Origin of the sequence: Ruania albidiflava DSM 18029 (genome assembly GCF_000421225.1) — a bacterium.
Taxonomy (GTDB): Bacteria; Actinomycetota; Actinomycetes; order Actinomycetales; family Beutenbergiaceae; genus Ruania; species Ruania albidiflava.
The window spans coordinates 98,885-115,348 of record NZ_ATWL01000012.1 but is presented as its reverse complement, the minus strand read 5'-3'; the positions used below and the strand labels follow the sequence as shown (position 1 = coordinate 115,348).

Annotated in this window: 15 protein-coding genes; 11 read left to right on the top strand and 4 right to left on the bottom strand. The window is 64.8% G+C overall.

All coding sequences use genetic code 11. The annotated features are described in order from the left end of the window. Positions 1–903 precede the first annotated feature (903 nt). Positions 904–1,857: an AraC family transcriptional regulator gene (locus tag K338_RS25225; protein WP_084481215.1), complete on the bottom strand. Its 954-nt coding sequence runs from the start codon at positions 1,855–1,857 to the stop codon at positions 904–906. Positions 1,858–2,033: 176 nt separating this feature from the next. On the opposite strand from K338_RS25225, the gene K338_RS0114195 reads away from it, so the two are divergent. From K338_RS0114195 to K338_RS24605, 10 genes are all read left to right on the top strand, one after another. Next, the gene (locus K338_RS0114195) at positions 2,034–3,434 is read left to right on the top strand and encodes an extracellular solute-binding protein (protein WP_022918835.1); all 1,401 of its coding nucleotides are present in this window, start codon (positions 2,034–2,036) and stop codon (positions 3,432–3,434) included. Positions 3,435–3,470: 36 nt separating this feature from the next. Beyond that, positions 3,471–4,388, top strand: a complete 918-nt coding sequence (locus K338_RS0114190; protein WP_022918834.1) for a carbohydrate ABC transporter permease — start codon at positions 3,471–3,473, stop codon at positions 4,386–4,388. After that, entirely contained in the window at positions 4,385–5,290 is a 906-nt protein-coding gene (locus tag K338_RS0114185; protein WP_022918833.1) for a carbohydrate ABC transporter permease, read from the top strand. The genes K338_RS0114190 and K338_RS0114185 overlap by 4 nt, the downstream gene beginning before the upstream one ends. A gap of 96 nt (positions 5,291–5,386) precedes the next feature. Beyond that, a complete protein-coding gene (locus tag K338_RS0114180; protein WP_084481213.1) occupies positions 5,387–6,145 on the top strand; it encodes a histidine phosphatase family protein in 759 nt (252 codons plus the stop codon). Between the two features lie 14 nt (positions 6,146–6,159). Then, the gene (locus K338_RS25670; RefSeq protein ID WP_157612473.1) at positions 6,160–6,927 is read left to right on the top strand and encodes an endonuclease/exonuclease/phosphatase family protein; all 768 of its coding nucleotides are present in this window, start codon (positions 6,160–6,162) and stop codon (positions 6,925–6,927) included. Positions 6,928–6,977: 50 nt separating this feature from the next. Beyond that, a complete protein-coding gene (locus K338_RS0114170) occupies positions 6,978–8,372 on the top strand; it encodes an FAD-dependent oxidoreductase (protein WP_022918830.1) in 1,395 nt (464 codons plus the stop codon). 130 nt (positions 8,373–8,502) lie between these two features. Then, a complete protein-coding gene (locus K338_RS24615) occupies positions 8,503–9,225 on the top strand; it encodes a glycerophosphodiester phosphodiesterase (protein ID WP_169579559.1) in 723 nt (240 codons plus the stop codon). Positions 9,226–9,387: 162 nt separating this feature from the next. Next, entirely contained in the window at positions 9,388–10,335 is a 948-nt protein-coding gene (locus tag K338_RS0114160; protein ID WP_022918828.1) for a hypothetical protein, read from the top strand. A gap of 108 nt (positions 10,336–10,443) precedes the next feature. Continuing rightward, positions 10,444–10,875, top strand: a complete 432-nt coding sequence (locus K338_RS25220; protein ID WP_027286855.1) for a helix-turn-helix domain-containing protein — start codon at positions 10,444–10,446, stop codon at positions 10,873–10,875. After that, positions 10,872–11,219 carry a HepT-like ribonuclease domain-containing protein gene (locus K338_RS24605; protein ID WP_022918826.1) on the top strand — a complete coding sequence of 116 codons (348 nt, stop codon included), beginning with the start codon at positions 10,872–10,874 and terminating at the stop codon, positions 11,217–11,219. The genes K338_RS25220 and K338_RS24605 overlap by 4 nt, the downstream gene beginning before the upstream one ends. A gap of 63 nt (positions 11,220–11,282) precedes the next feature. Here K338_RS24605 and K338_RS0114145 read toward each other — a convergent pair whose 3' ends face one another. From K338_RS0114145 to K338_RS22850, 3 genes are all read right to left on the bottom strand, one after another. After that, positions 11,283–11,945, bottom strand: a complete 663-nt coding sequence (locus tag K338_RS0114145) for a hypothetical protein (RefSeq protein ID WP_022918825.1) — start codon at positions 11,943–11,945, stop codon at positions 11,283–11,285. 41 nt (positions 11,946–11,986) lie between these two features. Continuing rightward, positions 11,987–14,191 carry an outer membrane protein assembly factor BamB family protein gene (locus K338_RS0114140; RefSeq protein WP_169579558.1) on the bottom strand — a complete coding sequence of 735 codons (2,205 nt, stop codon included), beginning with the start codon at positions 14,189–14,191 and terminating at the stop codon, positions 11,987–11,989. 332 nt (positions 14,192–14,523) lie between these two features. After that, positions 14,524–16,047: a xylulokinase gene (locus K338_RS22850; RefSeq protein ID WP_022918823.1), complete on the bottom strand. Its 1,524-nt coding sequence runs from the start codon at positions 16,045–16,047 to the stop codon at positions 14,524–14,526. Positions 16,048–16,226: 179 nt separating this feature from the next. On the opposite strand from K338_RS22850, the gene K338_RS0114130 reads away from it, so the two are divergent. Next, positions 16,227–16,439 carry a hypervirulence associated TUDOR domain-containing protein gene (locus tag K338_RS0114130; protein WP_022918822.1) on the top strand — a complete coding sequence of 71 codons (213 nt, stop codon included), beginning with the start codon at positions 16,227–16,229 and terminating at the stop codon, positions 16,437–16,439. Positions 16,440–16,464: the final 25 nt, after the last annotated feature.

The window sequence follows — 16,464 nt, the reverse complement described above, 5'->3', positions numbered from 1 at the left end:
TCGTGTTCGTGCGTCATCTGGTGCGCACCTGGCACCGCATCCCGGCAGCAGCTGGTCTCACGAGGTCGAACCTCCGCGCGATGACCGGCCCTCCCCCACGTGGTTTGTCGAGGGTTCCCTTCCTCACCTTCAGAGCGCGGTGACGAGACGCCCGGAGTCAGACCTGGCTTCATCTGGTCATGTCAGACGGGCTGTACTCCTCGCCGGCTCTGGAGCAACGCGTGCGACCTCCTCGGCCGGTCGCCAACATGTTCCGCATCAGAACATCGCGCGGCCGAGAAGTTGCCGATCACTTCCGTAGTGGCACAGTTTTCGTCCTACGAGCGTCGGGAATCGCCGGCACCGGTTCCGCGACATGGACACTCTTGCCGCTACTGAGGAACCAACTGGGGGTCGGTTCCGCACTGGCCTCTGCGTCATTGCTGGTCTCCTCCGTCTGGTCCTTGGAGAGGCAGCGTCGGTTATGCCGACACCACAACAGTAGCCAACAACGACCGAATCTCTAGCCGCTCCGGTCCAACAGAGTGATACTCTCTGGAGCGCAGTCGGCACCTAGCGGAAAGATTCGACTAGAAGGCAACGGCAAAGCACCAGGACAGCGGATCCAGTCCAACTGAACCCTTCTAGTACTGACCTGAATCCTGCTCTTCCGACCGATGATTGCCGCCCGTCGGACCGACATGAGGTGCCTTCACCTTCGGGCGCCGTTCCCGGGCGCCATGCGCCGCGACACGGCCACGTCGACCCGCCCGACCATCTCATTCTGGCCGCTCTGACCATACGGACATCCCCGGTCCAGACGCACTCGACTGCGCCCGCCTTCGTCCGGAAGAATCGCTGCCCGTACGTGCAGGCACGCAAGTGACGGACTCTGTTCGACCATGAAACGATCGCGGTGGCTGGTCACCATTCCGTTCGGTACGGCATGATCTCGTTCGATTGTCGATCAGCAGACACCCTGGCCCGATACTCACTCGGCGTGATGCCGTGGGTCGCTCGAAACTGACGATTGAAGTTTGACAGGTTGGTGAAGCCGACCTCCTCAGCGATCGTGGCTACTGGCGTACTGCTCAGCGAGAGCAGACGACAAGCGAGCTCGAGGCGATACCGCTTCACCATCTGGCTAAAGGTGGTCCCCGCAGCCCGTCTGAAGTACTTCGAGAAGGCCGACTCCGACATTCCCGCAAGCTTGGCCGCGGTGGAGAGGCGCACCGAACCAGTCAGGTTGTCAAAGATGTACTCCATCGCGCGATTGACAACTTCAGCCTCTCTGGTCTCTTGCACAGGCGGCGTCAGACCATCAGATAGGAGCCGTCGCTCATGTTGCGGCGCGTCACACAGCAAGCGCAAGAGACTTACTACGTGACTTAAGCGCGCAATGCCGTCAGTTGTTCCGATCTGTAGCAACTCATTCTTTGCCCTCATCGCAGTTGCGCCAAGGAACTGTGTCCCTGGATGACTCTCTGCAAGGAGCTCCTGCACATCTCGCGCCTCCGGCGCAATGAGCTCCAGCTCCTCTACCCACTCTGGAGCGAACCTGAACACCACGTCCCGATCGGCAATTCTCTCCCCGTGCTGCACAGAGCTAATCCATCCGTGCGGCACGTTCGAACCAACCAGCACCAGCTGCCCAGCCTCGAACGCGCCGACATAACCACCCACAGCGAACCGACCAGATCCTCGCTGGACCAGGTGGATCTCGTACTCGGGATGCACGTTCCACTGCCCCGCACGGTTGGGGTAGTCCTGACTGCGCCAGTGACCGGAGCACGACGGATCCCGGGGAACGACCTCACGTCCAGGGCGCTGACCGAGCAGCCGATAGGCCTCTCGCGTCACATCCTGATACTTTTCCATACCGCTCTTCTCACTTCTTGCCTCACTGCACGGACAGCGATCCAAAGAGTATCAGCGCAGCGGGCTCTACTGCCTAGATCTGGACAGGCACGCGGCTACGTTGGTGTCTGTCGCTACGACGTCCATCGGTCGTCTGGGACCCCACCTCGTCGGCCGCATCAAGAAGGAGACCAGCAATGACGCAACTAGACCTCTCCATGGTCAGCAGCCGCAGAACCGTGCTCGGCGGGCTCAGCCTGCTTGGCCTGGGCGCCGGCCTCGGCACGGCTCTTGCCGGGTGCGGCAGCCCCAACGCGGCACCTGAAGATGCTGGCGCAACAACTCGTGAAGGCTTCTCCCAGGCCGCGCTGCCCAGTATCCCGGAAAAGTATCAAGGCCGTACCAACGTTCTCGCGTGGTTCCCATGGACTGGCGGCAGCTTCGAGGCGGCCGAACGCCTCCTGACCAAGTTCAACGACTCCCAGGACGAGATCTTCGCCGTGGCTGAGTCGCAGGGCGGTTTTGTCCCGACGAACCAGAAGCTCACAGCTGCCTTGCAAGCACAGGCAGTGCCGGACATCGTTGCCTTCTCAGACGTGAAGTGGTTGCAATTCTATTTTGCCGGAGCACTCAGCGAGCTCGATCGATTCTTCGACGACGAGTGGTCATTGGACGTATACGTCCAGAACTTTGTGAAGGAAGGCGTCGCTGCGGGCAAGACGTACGTCGTGCCTTTTGCGAGATCAACACCCCTCTTCTACTACAACAAGAGCCGATACACCGAGCTAGGCCTCCCCGAAGAGGGCCCGACTACGTGGGACGACCTCGCCGAGTTTGCACCTGAGCTTCAGACGATCGATGTATCCGGCAAGCCGTTGATGTCGTTTGCCTTCGGACCGGTCGACAACTGGTTTGGGCAGGCCGAGGCGTGGGCATGGGGAGGTGCCTTCTCTGAGGGTCTGGACGTGACCATCAATGAAGATCCCATCCATGACTGGCTGAACTGGCAGGCCAAGTTCATCCACGACGACAACTTCGCCTACATGGCCCAAGAGCCTGGAACGGACTTCCAGGCAGGAGTCACAGCCGGCTGCCACGGGTCCACCGGCTCCCTCATGGGATTCGAGTCATCGGTCGACTTCGACCTCGGCGCCGCGTTCCTCCTGGGGAAGGTCGAGGATACGACCAAGGTGCCCACCGGCGGCGGCGGCCTTGCGATCGTGAAGTCCGAGTCAGAGGAACGCCAGAACGCGGCGGCGGAACTCATGCGGTTCCTCGCCGAGCCGGAGAATGCTGCCACCTGGCACGTGGAGACTGGATATCTGCCCATCGTGAACGAAGCGCTGGAGTCAGAGGAGGTGCTCGCCCTCCGGGAAGAGAAGCCGAACTTCGGCGTCGCAGTCGACCAGCTGGCGAATGCCCAGACCGCCGACGAAGCCGGTTGGTATGACACCTCGACAGTGGCGGTCGCCGAGGCGTTGGCACGGGTATACGGCGACAACGCGGATGTCGCCGAGGTCCTCGACGAGCTGGAGACCATCATGGTCGAGGTCGTGGAGGACCACCGCGACGAACTCGAAGAGGTCCTGTCATCCTAACCCTTGCCGCTCGCACGATGATCGAGGGGTCGCATCATGTCGACTGTTGATCTGTCGTCTCCCCCGAAGGTGCGCCGTTCCGGCCAGTGGCGCGAACCCCTGCTGTTCGTGCTGCTGGTCTTGCCGAACGTCGCCGTGATCGTGATCTTCGCCTACTACCCTGCGATCTACAACTTCATCCTCAGCTTCAGCAACTGGGACTTTCTCACGCCGCGGCCGGAGTGGGTGGGCCTGAGGAACTACATCAACGTTTTCAACAGCCAACAGTTCTACGGCGTCCTATGGAACACGATCATCTTTGTGGGTGTCGCGCTGGTGGCAACCCTCGTTGGCGGACTGGCGATCGGGACGCTCCTGTCTCAACGGCTTCGGTTCAGTGGGTTCACGCGCACCATGGCGTTTGCCCCGCACATGCTGCCGGGCGCTGCGGTGGGAATTCTGTGGCTCTTCATGTTCGATCCCCGATACGGTCTGAGTCGCTGGCTCTTCTCACTGGTCGGTCTGGATTCTCCACAGTGGACGACGACTTCCGACTGGTCGATTTGGGCGATCACTATCGCCTACGCGTGGCAACGGCTCGGTTTCGTCGCCATCATCTACTACTCGGCGATACAGGAGCTACCTACGGAGGTGCTGGAAGCAGCCAAGATGGATGGGGCGACAGGGCTGCGCCTCGCGCGTTCCGTAGCCCTGCCCCTGCTGTCCCCCGTGACGTTCTTTCTCATCATCACCGGCATCGTGAGCTCGGCGCAGGCCTTCGACATCATCGCGACGCTCACCAACGGAGGGCCGGGCACGTCAAGTTCTACCTTGACCTGGATGGTGTACCGAGAGGCGTTCATCGACTTCGATGTCGGTAGGTCTGCGACGACAGCGACAGTGCTCTTCCTCCTCCTGGCGGGAGTCACGCTCATCCAGGCCCGCACTACCGGCAAGAAGGTGCACTACTCATGACCGCCAGCGCAACCTCGATGTCCAGCCGGCGCCGTGACGCCGTTCGGAGCGCCGAGCCCACGCAGATCCACCGGCGCCGCAAACGTCGATCCCCGCTTCGCGCGGTGCTCTACCTGTTCCAAGCGGCGGCAGTCGCAGTATTCGTCATACCGATCTACTGGCTGTTCTCGTCTGCTGTGAAGCCAGACTCCGACATCTATACCTACCCTTTGCAGTGGATTCCGACCTCGCTCCATCTGGAGAACTTTCTTGAGGCATGGCGGGTAGCTCCGTTCGGTCGCTTCTTCATGAACTCCATCATCACGACCGGGGTGGGTACAGCCCTCGAGATCACGCTGGCACTCCTCAGCGCCTATGCGTTCGCCATGGTCCGGTTCCGCTGGAAGACACCGGTGCTGCTACTCATCATCGGGTCCATGATGCTGCCGGGCCATGTGACACTGCTGGTCAACTACATCACCATCGGAAACTTGGGATGGCTGAACACGTATCAAGGACTCATTCTCCCGAGCATCGGGAGTGCATTCGCCATGTTCTTGATCTACCAGCAGATGCGGATGCTACCCAAAGACGTGATTGATGCAGCGCGGATCGATGGTGCAGGGCACGTTCGGCGTCTCGTGAGCGTCGTGCTTCCGATGTCCCGGGCGATGATCGTGACCGCCACACTGATCACGATGACGAGCAAGTGGAACGACTTCATCTGGCCGCTGATCTCGACAAGTACCACTGAGATGCGCACCCTTCCGATCGGGCTCCTGTTCCTGCAGGACCAGGAAGGCGGCGGAGACTGGGGCGCAGTCATGGCAGGTGCGGTAACCGTCGTAGCGCCGATGTTGATCCTGTTCTTCATCGCACAGAAGAGGATCGTCGGAGGTCTAGCGGGCGCTGTGAAGGGCTGACCGCAGAGGACGAAGCACGATCCCCCCCCCCCCCGCTCAAGGTGAAGCGAATCCGGAGGGACCGGTCTTGACGACCGGTCCCGCGCTAGTGAGGAGATGACGTTGGCAGCCAGTTGGAACCTAGACGACCCGGCAGTACCGGACGGCTCAGTTCGGGTAGGTGTCGTCTTCGTCCGCCATGGTGAGTCGGAATGGAACGCGCAGTCACGTATTCAAGGGCACCAGGGCGGGGGGCTCACCAGCACCGGGAAGGCTCAGGCTCAAGCTGCCGCGGAATACCTCTGCCGCGCGTATCCAGCACCCAGCTTGGTGTTCACCAGCGATCTGCACCGATCTGTGCAGACAGCTCAGATCTACATGCAGCATCACGGCCCGGCCAACGAGCTTCGGCTCGATGACCGGCTCCGCGAAGTCGACAACGGAGGCTGGAGCGGGCGGCTTGCCGCCGATGTCGCAGCTGCCGAGGCGAGCTATATCCTCCGGATCCGCAACGGTGAAGACCTCCGCCGCGGCGGCGGCGAGTCCCTCAGCGAGGCGCAAGCCCGAATCGGCGACTTCTGTACCGAGATCACTGCAGAGCTCGCACGTGAGGACCCCGCGGACCGGTGGGCGATCGCATTCGGTCATGGTGGCCCCATCCGCCTGGCTGCGCTAGCGGCGCTGGGTCTACCGGGCACCGCGGTAAGACTCCTCGGCCACTCCACCAACACGGCCATCACCGAGATCGAGTACTGGGTCCCCCCGGATGGCACCGTTCCAATCGCCCGTCTCCTGGGGTACAACTCCGCTCAACACTTGGCTGTCGGCCTTGGGGGCGCCAGCGCCCTCCATGCCAGGCCAGTTCCGGTGAACTAGGAGAAGCAAGAACGATGGCACACACCTTCACGTCGATGACACTCAACCTATGGGGCGACTGGGACTTCGCACGTCGACGCGACTCCCTGGCACGGATGATGAGTCTGCGTGAACCCGACCTGCTCGGCGTCCAGGAGCTCTGCCCGCAGTCTGCGGAGGTCATCGACGCAGCGCTGCCCCATCACGAGCGAGTGCACAGCGATGGAGGCTGGCTCGAAGAAGGAAACCTCTGGTGGAACACCGACCTGTTCGAGGCCATAGAGCACGGATTCGTCGATATCGGTCATCAAGAACGCTACCGGGGACTCTTCTGGGTCAAGCTCAAGCACCGCCATCACGCCACCCTGGCACCACTCGTGCTTGCGACTGCACACCTGACTTTCCCCGGTAATCCAGATGAACTTCGTACCGAGCGCAGTCCCCGAACGGACCAAGCCCGCGCTGCAGCGACGGCGCTGCAGGAGATCGCCAGCGACGGCACCGCCATCTTGTGCCTAGATGCTAACGACTATGCCCGCCCGCTCTGGGCAATGTATGACGCCGGATTCCGCGACCCGTTCGGCACGCTCGGACGCACCTGTCCCTTCACGTTCCCCGTCACACCGCGCTTTGATCGTCCGATGCGGTGGGAGGGAGTCCACGTCGTAGAGAAAGTCCTCGACTGGCATCTCTTCATCGGAGAACTTCGCCCACGCTGTGCTGAGGTGGTCGACTTCTTCCTCGACAATGTGGCACCCAGCGATCACAAACCAGTCGTGACGACATTCACTCAGCATTCTTGACCCCAACTGCCACAGGCAGTAACACCCACTGAAATCACCTGGAGATTACTATGAGCTCGTCGAAGCTGCGCCATCATGAGAAGACCTACGACGTGGTCGTGGTCGGCGGCGGCCCCGGCGGACTACCAGCCGCCATCGCGGCCGCTCGCGGCGGCGCGCGAACCCTGCTTGTCGAAGCCACGGCCGCTCTCGGCGGCGCTGCCGCCTCGGGCCTCGGCGTGCTTGGTTTCCTCGACCGGCAAGGCAACCGAGCGCTCGGTGGCTTCGCACAGGAGTTCATGGACCGGCTCGCTGCTGTCGGCGGCGCGATCGGCCATTTCCCCTGTCCGGTGCACAACTCCATCTCACCCGTCTCACCAGACATGGTGAAGATCGTGGCCGTCCAGATGTGTCGCGAGGCAGGCGTCGACATCCTCTTCAACAACAGCATGATGGATGCCGAGGTTGTTGACGGAACTGTTCAGGCCATCACCGTGTTCGGCAAACTCACCACTACCCGGATCCAGGCACGAACGTTCATCGACGGAACGGGCGATGGTGATCTCGCATTTGCTGCTGGCGCACGTTTCGAGAGCGGCCAGGAGGGGACCGGAGAGATGCAGCCAAGCACTCTCATGTTCACAGTGACCGGTCACGACCTCGATAAGTTCTTCACCTACCTGGATGACAATCCGGCAGCAATGGGCATCAAGGAGGACTACGCCGCGGGTTACAACGTAGACTTCTTGCGCAAGCACCGTGGCCACTGTTTCATCGGACTCACCGATCTGGTTGCGCAGGCTCAGGCGGACGGCGATTTCACCATTCCACGCAATCAGTTCATCACGATCAGCACGCCGTCTGACCGTCACCTTGCCATCAACACCTCGCGCCTGACACGCATCGACTCCTCGGACCCGATTGAGCTCTCGGACGGTCTGGAACGGGGATACTTGCAGGTGCTCGAGCTGTTGCAGTTCATGCGCACCTACGTCCCCGGCTTTGAGAGTGCCGAACTCTCCCAGATCGCACCCGCGCTAGGAGTACGAGAGACACGCCACTTCGTCGGGGACTACCGCCTCACCTTCGAAGATGTGGACACCAAGGCAGCCGAGCACGACGCAGTAGCGCTGTCCGGCTACAACATCGACATCCACTCCGGCACCGGTGACGGCATCGAGCTCGAGGTGGTGGACGAGGCCTTTGGCATTCCGTACGGATGCCTCGTTCCCCAAGGCGTGGACGGGCTGCTGCTCTCCGGACGCACCATCTCGGTCGACTCGCGGGTCTTCGCCTCCGCGCGGGTGATGGGTACGTGCATGGCGATCGGGGAGGCCGCGGGGACGGCCGCCGCACTAGCGTTGAGGCACAACACCTCAGTCCGCGAAGTGGATGTGCCGACACTGCAAGCGCAGCTTGTTGAACGCGGTGCCATCCTGCCCCAGTCGGCGCTGCAGACGGCATGAGGTCCGGCGGAGGTGGGCGACCGAGGGTCAGCTCACCTCCGCCTCCGGAGTCAAGCACGCAGGAATAGAGATGAGACACCCAGAGACAGACCTGTTCCGATCGCAGGACCACAGCAGCGTCCCCCGATACGTGAGCCACCGGGGCTACACGCCGATGGCGCCCGAGAACTCCCTACCAGGCTTTGCCTATGCCGGCCTCCTAGGACAGTGGGCTATCGAGACAGATGTACACCTCACCCGAGATGGTGTCCTTGTCTGTTGCCACGACGAGACCGTCGATGCGATGTACGACGGCACGGGCGCTATCGCCGATATGACCTGGGCGGAACTCTCTCGCCTCCGGCTACGCCGCGGCAGTCGGCTCGACTGCTTTGCCGAAGAGGAGCTTCGGATGCCCCTCTTCTCGGACTATCTGCAGATCTGCCGTGCGTTCGGTTCGGTGCCCTTCATCGAGCTGAAGGTCCCTGTGGGAGAACGGGTCATGGATGCAGTGCGCCAGAGTGGTTTCGCTGAGAGCCAGGTCATCGTGAGTACATTTCACCTGTCCTGGTTGACCCAGACCAGAGATGCTGCGCCGGAAGTCTTCCTGCACCACATATTCTCCGACGAACCCTCGATGCATCGGCTCGCCGAGCTCGGCAACGCCGGCATCTCATGGAATATTCGTGACCCGGCCGATCTGACACTGGCACAGGTTGCCGACGTACACGAGATGGGCTTGCGGATGTGCCTTCGGGCTGCAGACAGCTGGGGAACTGTCACGCAGATGCAGCATCTCGGGCTCGATTACGTGCCCACCAACACGATGCACGCTGCGAACCCGCTCTCCAGCTCGAGGGCAACGACTGGATGAACGCGACTGGGAACCAGTGGGCGTTCGGTAGTCCCACATGGGTGGAGTCCTAGACAGCCCACGCCGTCGACACCCATTGACCTCCACGCCCACATTGCCTACTGTCGGGGGCTCGTCACATCGAGCCGTCACAGCAGACTGGCGGTGGAGGGGGATACTCCGATGAAGATCAGCAGGCGGTCCGCGCTGGTACTGGCCGCAGGGGTGGGACTCTTCGCGGTTCCGGCCACCAGTGCGCAGGCAGCGTATTACAACCAGTACGAGACGGTTGCGGGCATCCCGTCCGCACACGAGTGCACGGCAGCCCAGGGGTTCGCTGCCGGAAGCACCTACCTGTACTCAGTCAAGATCGGCTTGGACGACACCCGATCGTTGATCTACCGCACCAACAAGAACACCGGCTCCACGGTGATCATGACCAACGGCACCGATGACCTGCCGTACAACTCCTGGCTCGGGCACGCCAACGACATGACGCTGGTCACGATCGACGGCGAGTACCACCTGTTCGTGGTCACCATGACGACCGAGGGCGCCCAGCTGGTCAAGCTCCGATACTCCGGCGCCACCTATTACAAGGTCGGTTCGTACAACATCCATCTCGACGGCGCTCCCAAGGCCGTCTCAGGCGTCAGCAAGATCTCCCAGACCGACAGCACGTTGCACTTCTTCTTCAAGAGCGGGCGCAACGTCTATCGCGGCAGCATGGGGCTGCGGGACGAGTCCGGCACGATCACGCTCACCGACGCCTTCGACCTGAAGGTCGCCGGCGCGCCGGTCAACGGCGAACCCGTCCCCGACCTGGAGGACTTCACCAACCAGGGATTCCTCTACCACCCCGCTACGAAGGACCTGTTCTACCCGTTGACGAAGAAGAACCGCAGCATCGTGCTGGTCTACCGGAACATCACCATGGACACCTCCGGCACCGTCAGCTCCGACCCGGACATCTCCTTCCGCATCACGTCATCGGCCTACCCGGACCTGTTCGAGATCGAGAGCCTCGGCATCAGCGCTGGCACCTTGTACTTCAACACCAACCGCGCCAAGTCCAGCTCGGACGGCAACCACGACGGCGTGCACGCCTTCAAGGACTTCACCGCAGACTGAGGCCCGCTGGCTCTCGCCGTCGATGACTCGGCGGGGCGCCAGCACACCGCAGCCCTCCCCTCGAGCGACCGCCGCCACGTGCGATATAAGCTCTGATATCATGATTGTGTGAATGTGCGGCAGATGCGTCATCGAGCGGGACTCTCGCAGCGGGAGCTAGCCGCTCGCACTGGGATCGCACAACCGAACATCTCGGCCTACGAATCCGGGCGCCTGAGCCCTAGTGCCACGACGCTGGCGCGCATCGATGCTGCGACCAGGAGCCGCCCGTCGGAACTCGCCGCCACGATGCGTCGCGAGATCGCCGCAGTAGCTGCCCGACACAAAGCCAGCCATGTACGTGTGTTTGGCTCCGCTGCCATCGGGGCCGACACCACAAGCTCCGATCTTGATCTGCTCGTCCACTTCAGCGACGACGCGAGTCTCTATGACCAAGTGGGTCTGACGCACGACCTAGAGGAGCTCCTCGGAGTCCGTGTCGATGTGATCTCCGACGGCGCCGCGGGAATCGACCGACTCCAGGACGTCGTCGCCCTGTGAGTGACGCGGACCGCACGCAACGGGCCCTGGTCGACATGGTTCGGTTCGGCGTGGAGATCGAGCAGTACGTGACCGCTCTCGGCGAGCAGAACTTCTACGCCGACCGTCCGACGCAGCTGGTGGCCGAAGCACTGCTGCACCGGATGGGCGAGGCGGTCTCAAGGCTCGATCGCGACTCCCCCGCCTTTGTCCGGGCGCATCCCGAGATCGAGTGGAGGAAGATCAAGGCCATGCGAAACATCGTCGCGCACGAGTACGGCTTCATCGACTACCGGATCGTCTGGCGGACACTATCTGTCACTCTCCCAAAGGACTTGGCAGCCATCCGCCGACTGATGACATGACTGCCCCCGGGCTACGTGGATGGCACAACCGGGGCCGGTGAGGTTCCCCCGCTCCTGTGCTGCTCAGTCCTCGCCTTCGAAGAGGCCGCCGTCGAGGAGCCAGTGGTAGCGCAGCCGCAGCGCGCGCTCGGTGCTCGCCAGGACGGTCGTGACCAGGAGGCCGATGTTCAGCCAGGACGGCAGGGCGATCGGCGACTCGAACGTCCCTACCCGTTCGGCAACCGGAGGGATGGAGGTGATCTGCTCAGCGAGCTGCGGCAGTCCCAGGAGCAGGGCCACGACGAGCACCACGACCGACGTGATACCCAGCGCGCGACCGAGGCGTGGCCTGGTCCGCTCCAGCCGCAACCGCCAGCCCTCGGCGGACGCCGGGTCCGGCCGCAGCTGACGCTCCCGGCCCGTGTCGGTCACGAAGTGGCAGCGGCGCAGCCCGAACGTGCTGGTTGCCACCTCGACCGTGCCGCCCGGCACCAGGAACGCTGCCGGCAGCGTGGAGACGGCGTGCTGGTGCCCGTCCCGGTAGAGCTGTGCACGTACCTCACCGTCGGAGTCGCCCCACAGCCGCACGTCCACCGACCAGGTGCGCTGCTCGCCGTCGTCGTCCGGGAGCCGGAGGTGGAACAGGGTGCGGGTGAAGGGCTGCCACCAGCGATACCGCTGCAGCCGGCGCCCGTCGCCTGGTTTGACCCGCCGCGCCGCGCGGTTGCGCTTCCAGCTCTGCCACACGGCAGTGAGGCTAGCAAGCGGGGCCGGCGTGGCGGTCCGCGTCAGGCTTCCAGGCCCACCACCCCTCGGACCACACCGGTCACGTCCGCGCTCACCAGGACCGGCGAGTCAGCATCGGTGAGCACCGCCGTGGAGGTGCTGTAGGCCGTGGCCACCTGCAGCACCGGCGTCACGCTGGGCCCGGTGAGATCGAGGCGGACCAACCGCCCGGTGTGCGAGGGGAACCACCAGTGGTCCGGGTCGCTGGTGGGGATGGGCGATGAGCCCCAGCTCGTGGGCAGAGTGTCGTCGATCCACAGGTCGGCACCGGTGGCGAGATCGATCTGGTGGATGGTCCCGAACTTCCCGTGCACCACCCACACTCCACGCTCGGTCACGATCGGAGCGGTCGCTCCCACCCGCGCGAAGTCGTCCCGCGACCACCGCACCGCGCCGGAGGCCTGCTCGATGACCAACAGGTCGGTATGACAGGGCACGAGCACTCCACCGTCGTCGAGCACGGCCAGCTTGGCCTGCTGCGGGCCGTAGATCGTGCGGTGGTACGTCGAGGTGGAATCGGTGCACGAGGTGGACCACAGCTCCTCCCCGGAGTCGAGATCGTAGGCGTGCAGGTCGCCGTCGCTGCTGCCGGCGAACACCCGGTCATCGACCACGGCAGCCCGGCCGATGAACGTGCCGTTCAGGTCTGAGCGCCACTGCACGGCCCCGGCGAGGTCGAAGCACCACAGGCTCGTCCCGGCCGCGGCAAGGATGCGGGCGCCGTCGCCGTCTCCAGTGATGGTCACCTCGGACATGACCGGCGCCTGGAGGTCCTGCTGCCACCTGGTGGCGCCATGCCTGGTCCAGTCCAGTGCGGTGAGCTGGTGGTCGGCCGAGCCGACGACGGCGAGCTGACCGTCGGGTGCCAGCACCGGTCCGCGGTAGAGGTCGCCGAGGCGCTTGGTCCAGCGGCGGCGGGCCCCGCGGGCGGTGACCTCCAGCGCAGTGAGCGTCCCGGTCATGGTGGCCACCAGCACCGTGGAGCCATCGCAGGCGAGGTCGCCGACGACGGGTTCACCCAGCGCGTGCGTCCAGCCGATGCTGGGTCCGGTGGCGGGCACCTCGATCTCGTGCATACCTTCCCAGACGATCTCCTCACCGGTGTCCACCCGGACCTGGATCCGGTGCGGGCCGGGCGTGAACTCCCCGCTCTGGAGGTTGCCGGACCAGTGCGTGCCCTGCGGGCTCAGGTCGTTCCAGGGCACGTCCGCTTCTGGTGTGCCCTGCGGGTGACGGCGGGCACGCACCTCGATGTTGGTTGCGCTCAGTTGGGTGGTCACCTCCACGGCGACGCTGCCCTCCTCCGGTGTCGCAGAGATGGCCAGCGGTGGCAGGTCTGCGCCCGGGCCGTGCTCGTCCAAAGGTGCGCGGGCGATGAGCTGCTCGGTAGCAGGACCGTCCTCAGGCACCCGGACCTCCGTGATCGCGAGCAGGTCCCCGTCATCGCCGGTCTCGCGCTCGGCCCAGTAGTAGAGCGGCAGGTCTTTGGCCGGGCGTCCGACCAGCTGGGTGATCCCGTTGTAGGTCCACAGCTTCAAGCCGTGGGTGTGCCCCGCGAAGGCGACCCGCACCCGGTAGGGCTCCACCACGTCCCAGAAGTCGTCCCGGTTGTTCACGAACGGGTAGCCGGCATTCAGTGGGAAGTGGTTGAACACCACGATCGGCACCTCGGGCGGCACCGCGGCCAGGTCCTCGCGGAGGAAGTCGAGGAGCTCGTCGGTGAAGGCCCAGGGTTCCCACTGCTGCGGCCACAACGGGTCCATCCCGACCAGGTGCAGTCCGGCCGCATCGAAGCTGTGCCGGGTGGGGCCGAAGTGCGTGCGGTAGGCCTCCCAGGCGTCGGCATTCCACTGGGTCTCGTGATTGCCGGGCACGTGGTGCACCCGGTCGGTCAGGGCTGCGGGGATGGTGGAGCGGTAGGTGGCGAAGTCCTCGTCCACGCCGTAGTCGGTGATGTCCCCGCAGTTGAGGACGAAGTGCGGGTCGCGAGCTGCGATGTGGTCCATCACCCGTGCCAGCATGTCGACGCGTTCGGGGATGTCGGCGTTCTGGTGCGTATCGGTCAGCACCGCGAACCGTGCCGGCGCCTCGGCGAGCGGTTCCGATGCAGCGTGCCTGGGCCGGGTGCTGGGGCCGAGGAGACCAGAGGCGCCACCTCCTGCTACCGCTAGTCCGGACGTGGCCAGGAACTCTCGACGACTCGGCACCATTGCTCCTCACGGTGGGCATGTCATTGCGCTCGTGCTGCTGGAGCGAGCGCAGGCGACCCTCGCGGGCGACCTGCCCTCGCTGCGGCACCGTTGAGTGTGTCGAGCCGGTCGCGACCGGACAACCCGATCGACCGGTCCTGAGCAAACGTGCACCGCCGCGCCGGGGCAATCTGGCCCGGCCCGCAGGCCCGTGGGCATCTGTGCAGGCGCAGGGCGCACCCGCCCACGCAGCTACGCCCGGTGCGCGCACGCACCCCTGGTGAGCTCCGCCGTCGGGCAGGAGAACTCGCCAACGCGAGCGGGCGTACTGTGTGGAGACTCTGGCTCCCTCACCGCATCGGGTGGTCGGCAGCGAAGCGGCGCTGCCGTGCGAACGTCTCCCGTAGCGCCGGGTACAGCCCCGCCTGGATCTCGCCGAGCTCACGGTAGAGCTCGTGTGTGGTCGGGTCCGGTTCGGTCGAGGTGCCGAGGTGGGCCATCGCCCGGGCCGCGGCTGCGATCGAGGGGTGCGCGCCCGCAGCGGTCATGGCCAGCACGGCGGCGCCCATCGCGGAGACCTCCTCCTGTGGCGACTCCGTGAGCGGCAGACCCACGGCGTCGGTCATGATCTGGCGCCACAGCACCGACCGCTGCCCGCCGCCGACCACCCGTATCGACCTCAGCGGGACCCCGGTGGCGGCCTGCAGGCCGGCGAGGTTGCCGGCCATCTCGATGCTGAGGCCTTCGAGCACCGAGCGGTACATCTCCGGGCGCCCGTAGGCGCCGGCCAGGCCGACGACGGCTCCCAGGGCGGTGGGATCCCAGTGCGGGCTCTGCACGGCGTTCCAGTAGGGCAACGTCACCAGTCCCCCGCATCCGGGAGTCACCTGGGCGGCGGCTTCCTCCAGCTGCGGGTCGGGGCGTCCGGCGAGCCGTGGGTCGCCCAGCTCGGTGCGGAACCAGCCGGCGAGGTAGGCGCCGGAGTTCTGCACGATCTCCAGGACGTACTGGCCCGGGATGCCCGCCGCATCGGTGCGGAAAGCGCCGGCGTACCGGTACTGCGGGGAGTGCACTCCGGCCACCAGTGCGGTGCCCAGGTTCAGGTAGGCCTCGTCGATCTCGATGGCGCCGACGCCGAGTGCCGCGGCCTGTCCGTCACCACAGGCTGCCACGAGCTCGACCGGGCCCGGCAGGCCCCAGGTCTGGGTGATCTCGGGGCGCACGGTGTCGATGACCGACCCGGCGGGGACCAGCTCGGCCAGCTGTGAGGCCTGGAGACCGGCCAGGGCGACCAGGTGGTCGGAGTAGGTGTTCGCGGCCATGTCCAGCAGACCGAGGCTGTCGGCGGTGGCCACGGAGTCGGTCCAGCGGCCGGTCAGCTCGTGCACCAGGTAGCCGTGCACGCCCACGACCTTGTCCGCGCGGTGGAGCGTCTCGGGTTCGTGGTCGGCGAGCCAGGCAAGCTTGTACAGCGAGGGCGTGACGTCCGGCTGGAACCCGGACAGGGCGTGGATCTCCTCGGTGCCGAGGCGCCGGACCTGCTCCTCGGCGCGCCCGTCCAGCCAGAGGATTCCTGGCCGCAGCGGCTCGCCGGAATCGGTGACCAGGGCGAAGGACTGCCGCTGCACGGTCGCGCACAGATGGCTCACCCGCGCCCGGTCCGCGCTGGAGAGCGCGGCTACTGCCCCGGCTACTGCACGGTCGGTGCTGTGCCACCAGTCTCTGGGGTCCTGCTCGTAGCAGTGCACCTGCGGGGTGTGCATCGCCAGGTCGCAGCGGTGCTGGGCCAGCACCCGGCCGGCGGCATCGACGATGATCGCCTTCGTGCTGGTCGTCGAGGAGTCGACCGCGATGACGAGCGGTGAGCTGGGCATGGGAACCTCGCTGGACGGAGCCGGATTCGCGCCCGTCCCCCGCGGGCGCGGCGCTGTGAACGGCCAGGCTATCGGCGGCGGGTCAGCCTGCGCACCTTCCCAGGCACCTTCGCCGACCCTGCGCGCCCGTGCGACGCCGGACACAATGGTGGGCACACCAGATCGGCAGGAGGACCACGATGAGCACGAAATTCTCGGTCGGAGACCACGTGACCTGGAACTCCGAGGCAGGCCACGTCTCCGGCACGATCATCAAGGTGCACACCAGCGACTTCGAGTACAAGGGGCACACCCGGCGGGCGAACACGGAGGAGCCCCAGTACGAGATCCGCAGCGACAAGACCGACCATGTCGCAGCGCACAAGGGGTCTGCCCTGCGCAAGACTGACTAGGACCACCTGCAGCCTGCTTCAGGAG

Excerpts from the sequence above, each read along its gene's own strand:
- K338_RS25225 (WP_084481215.1), bottom strand. The coding sequence starts at position 1,857 with ATGGAAAAGTATCAGGATGTGACGCGAGAGGCCTATCGGCTGCTCGGT.
- K338_RS0114195 (WP_022918835.1), top strand. The coding sequence starts at position 2,034 with ATGACGCAACTAGACCTCTCCATGGTCAGCAGCCGCAGAACCGTGCTC.
- K338_RS0114190 (WP_022918834.1), top strand. The coding sequence starts at position 3,471 with ATGTCGACTGTTGATCTGTCGTCTCCCCCGAAGGTGCGCCGTTCCGGC.
- K338_RS0114185 (WP_022918833.1), top strand. The coding sequence starts at position 4,385 with ATGACCGCCAGCGCAACCTCGATGTCCAGCCGGCGCCGTGACGCCGTT.
- K338_RS0114180 (WP_084481213.1), top strand. The coding sequence starts at position 5,387 with ATGACGTTGGCAGCCAGTTGGAACCTAGACGACCCGGCAGTACCGGAC.
- K338_RS25670 (WP_157612473.1), top strand. The coding sequence starts at position 6,160 with ATGGCACACACCTTCACGTCGATGACACTCAACCTATGGGGCGACTGG.
- K338_RS0114170 (WP_022918830.1), top strand. The coding sequence starts at position 6,978 with ATGAGCTCGTCGAAGCTGCGCCATCATGAGAAGACCTACGACGTGGTC.
- K338_RS0114160 (WP_022918828.1), top strand. The coding sequence starts at position 9,388 with ATGAAGATCAGCAGGCGGTCCGCGCTGGTACTGGCCGCAGGGGTGGGA.
- K338_RS22850 (WP_022918823.1), bottom strand. The coding sequence starts at position 16,047 with ATGCCCAGCTCACCGCTCGTCATCGCGGTCGACTCCTCGACGACCAGC.
- K338_RS0114130 (WP_022918822.1), top strand. The coding sequence starts at position 16,227 with ATGAGCACGAAATTCTCGGTCGGAGACCACGTGACCTGGAACTCCGAG.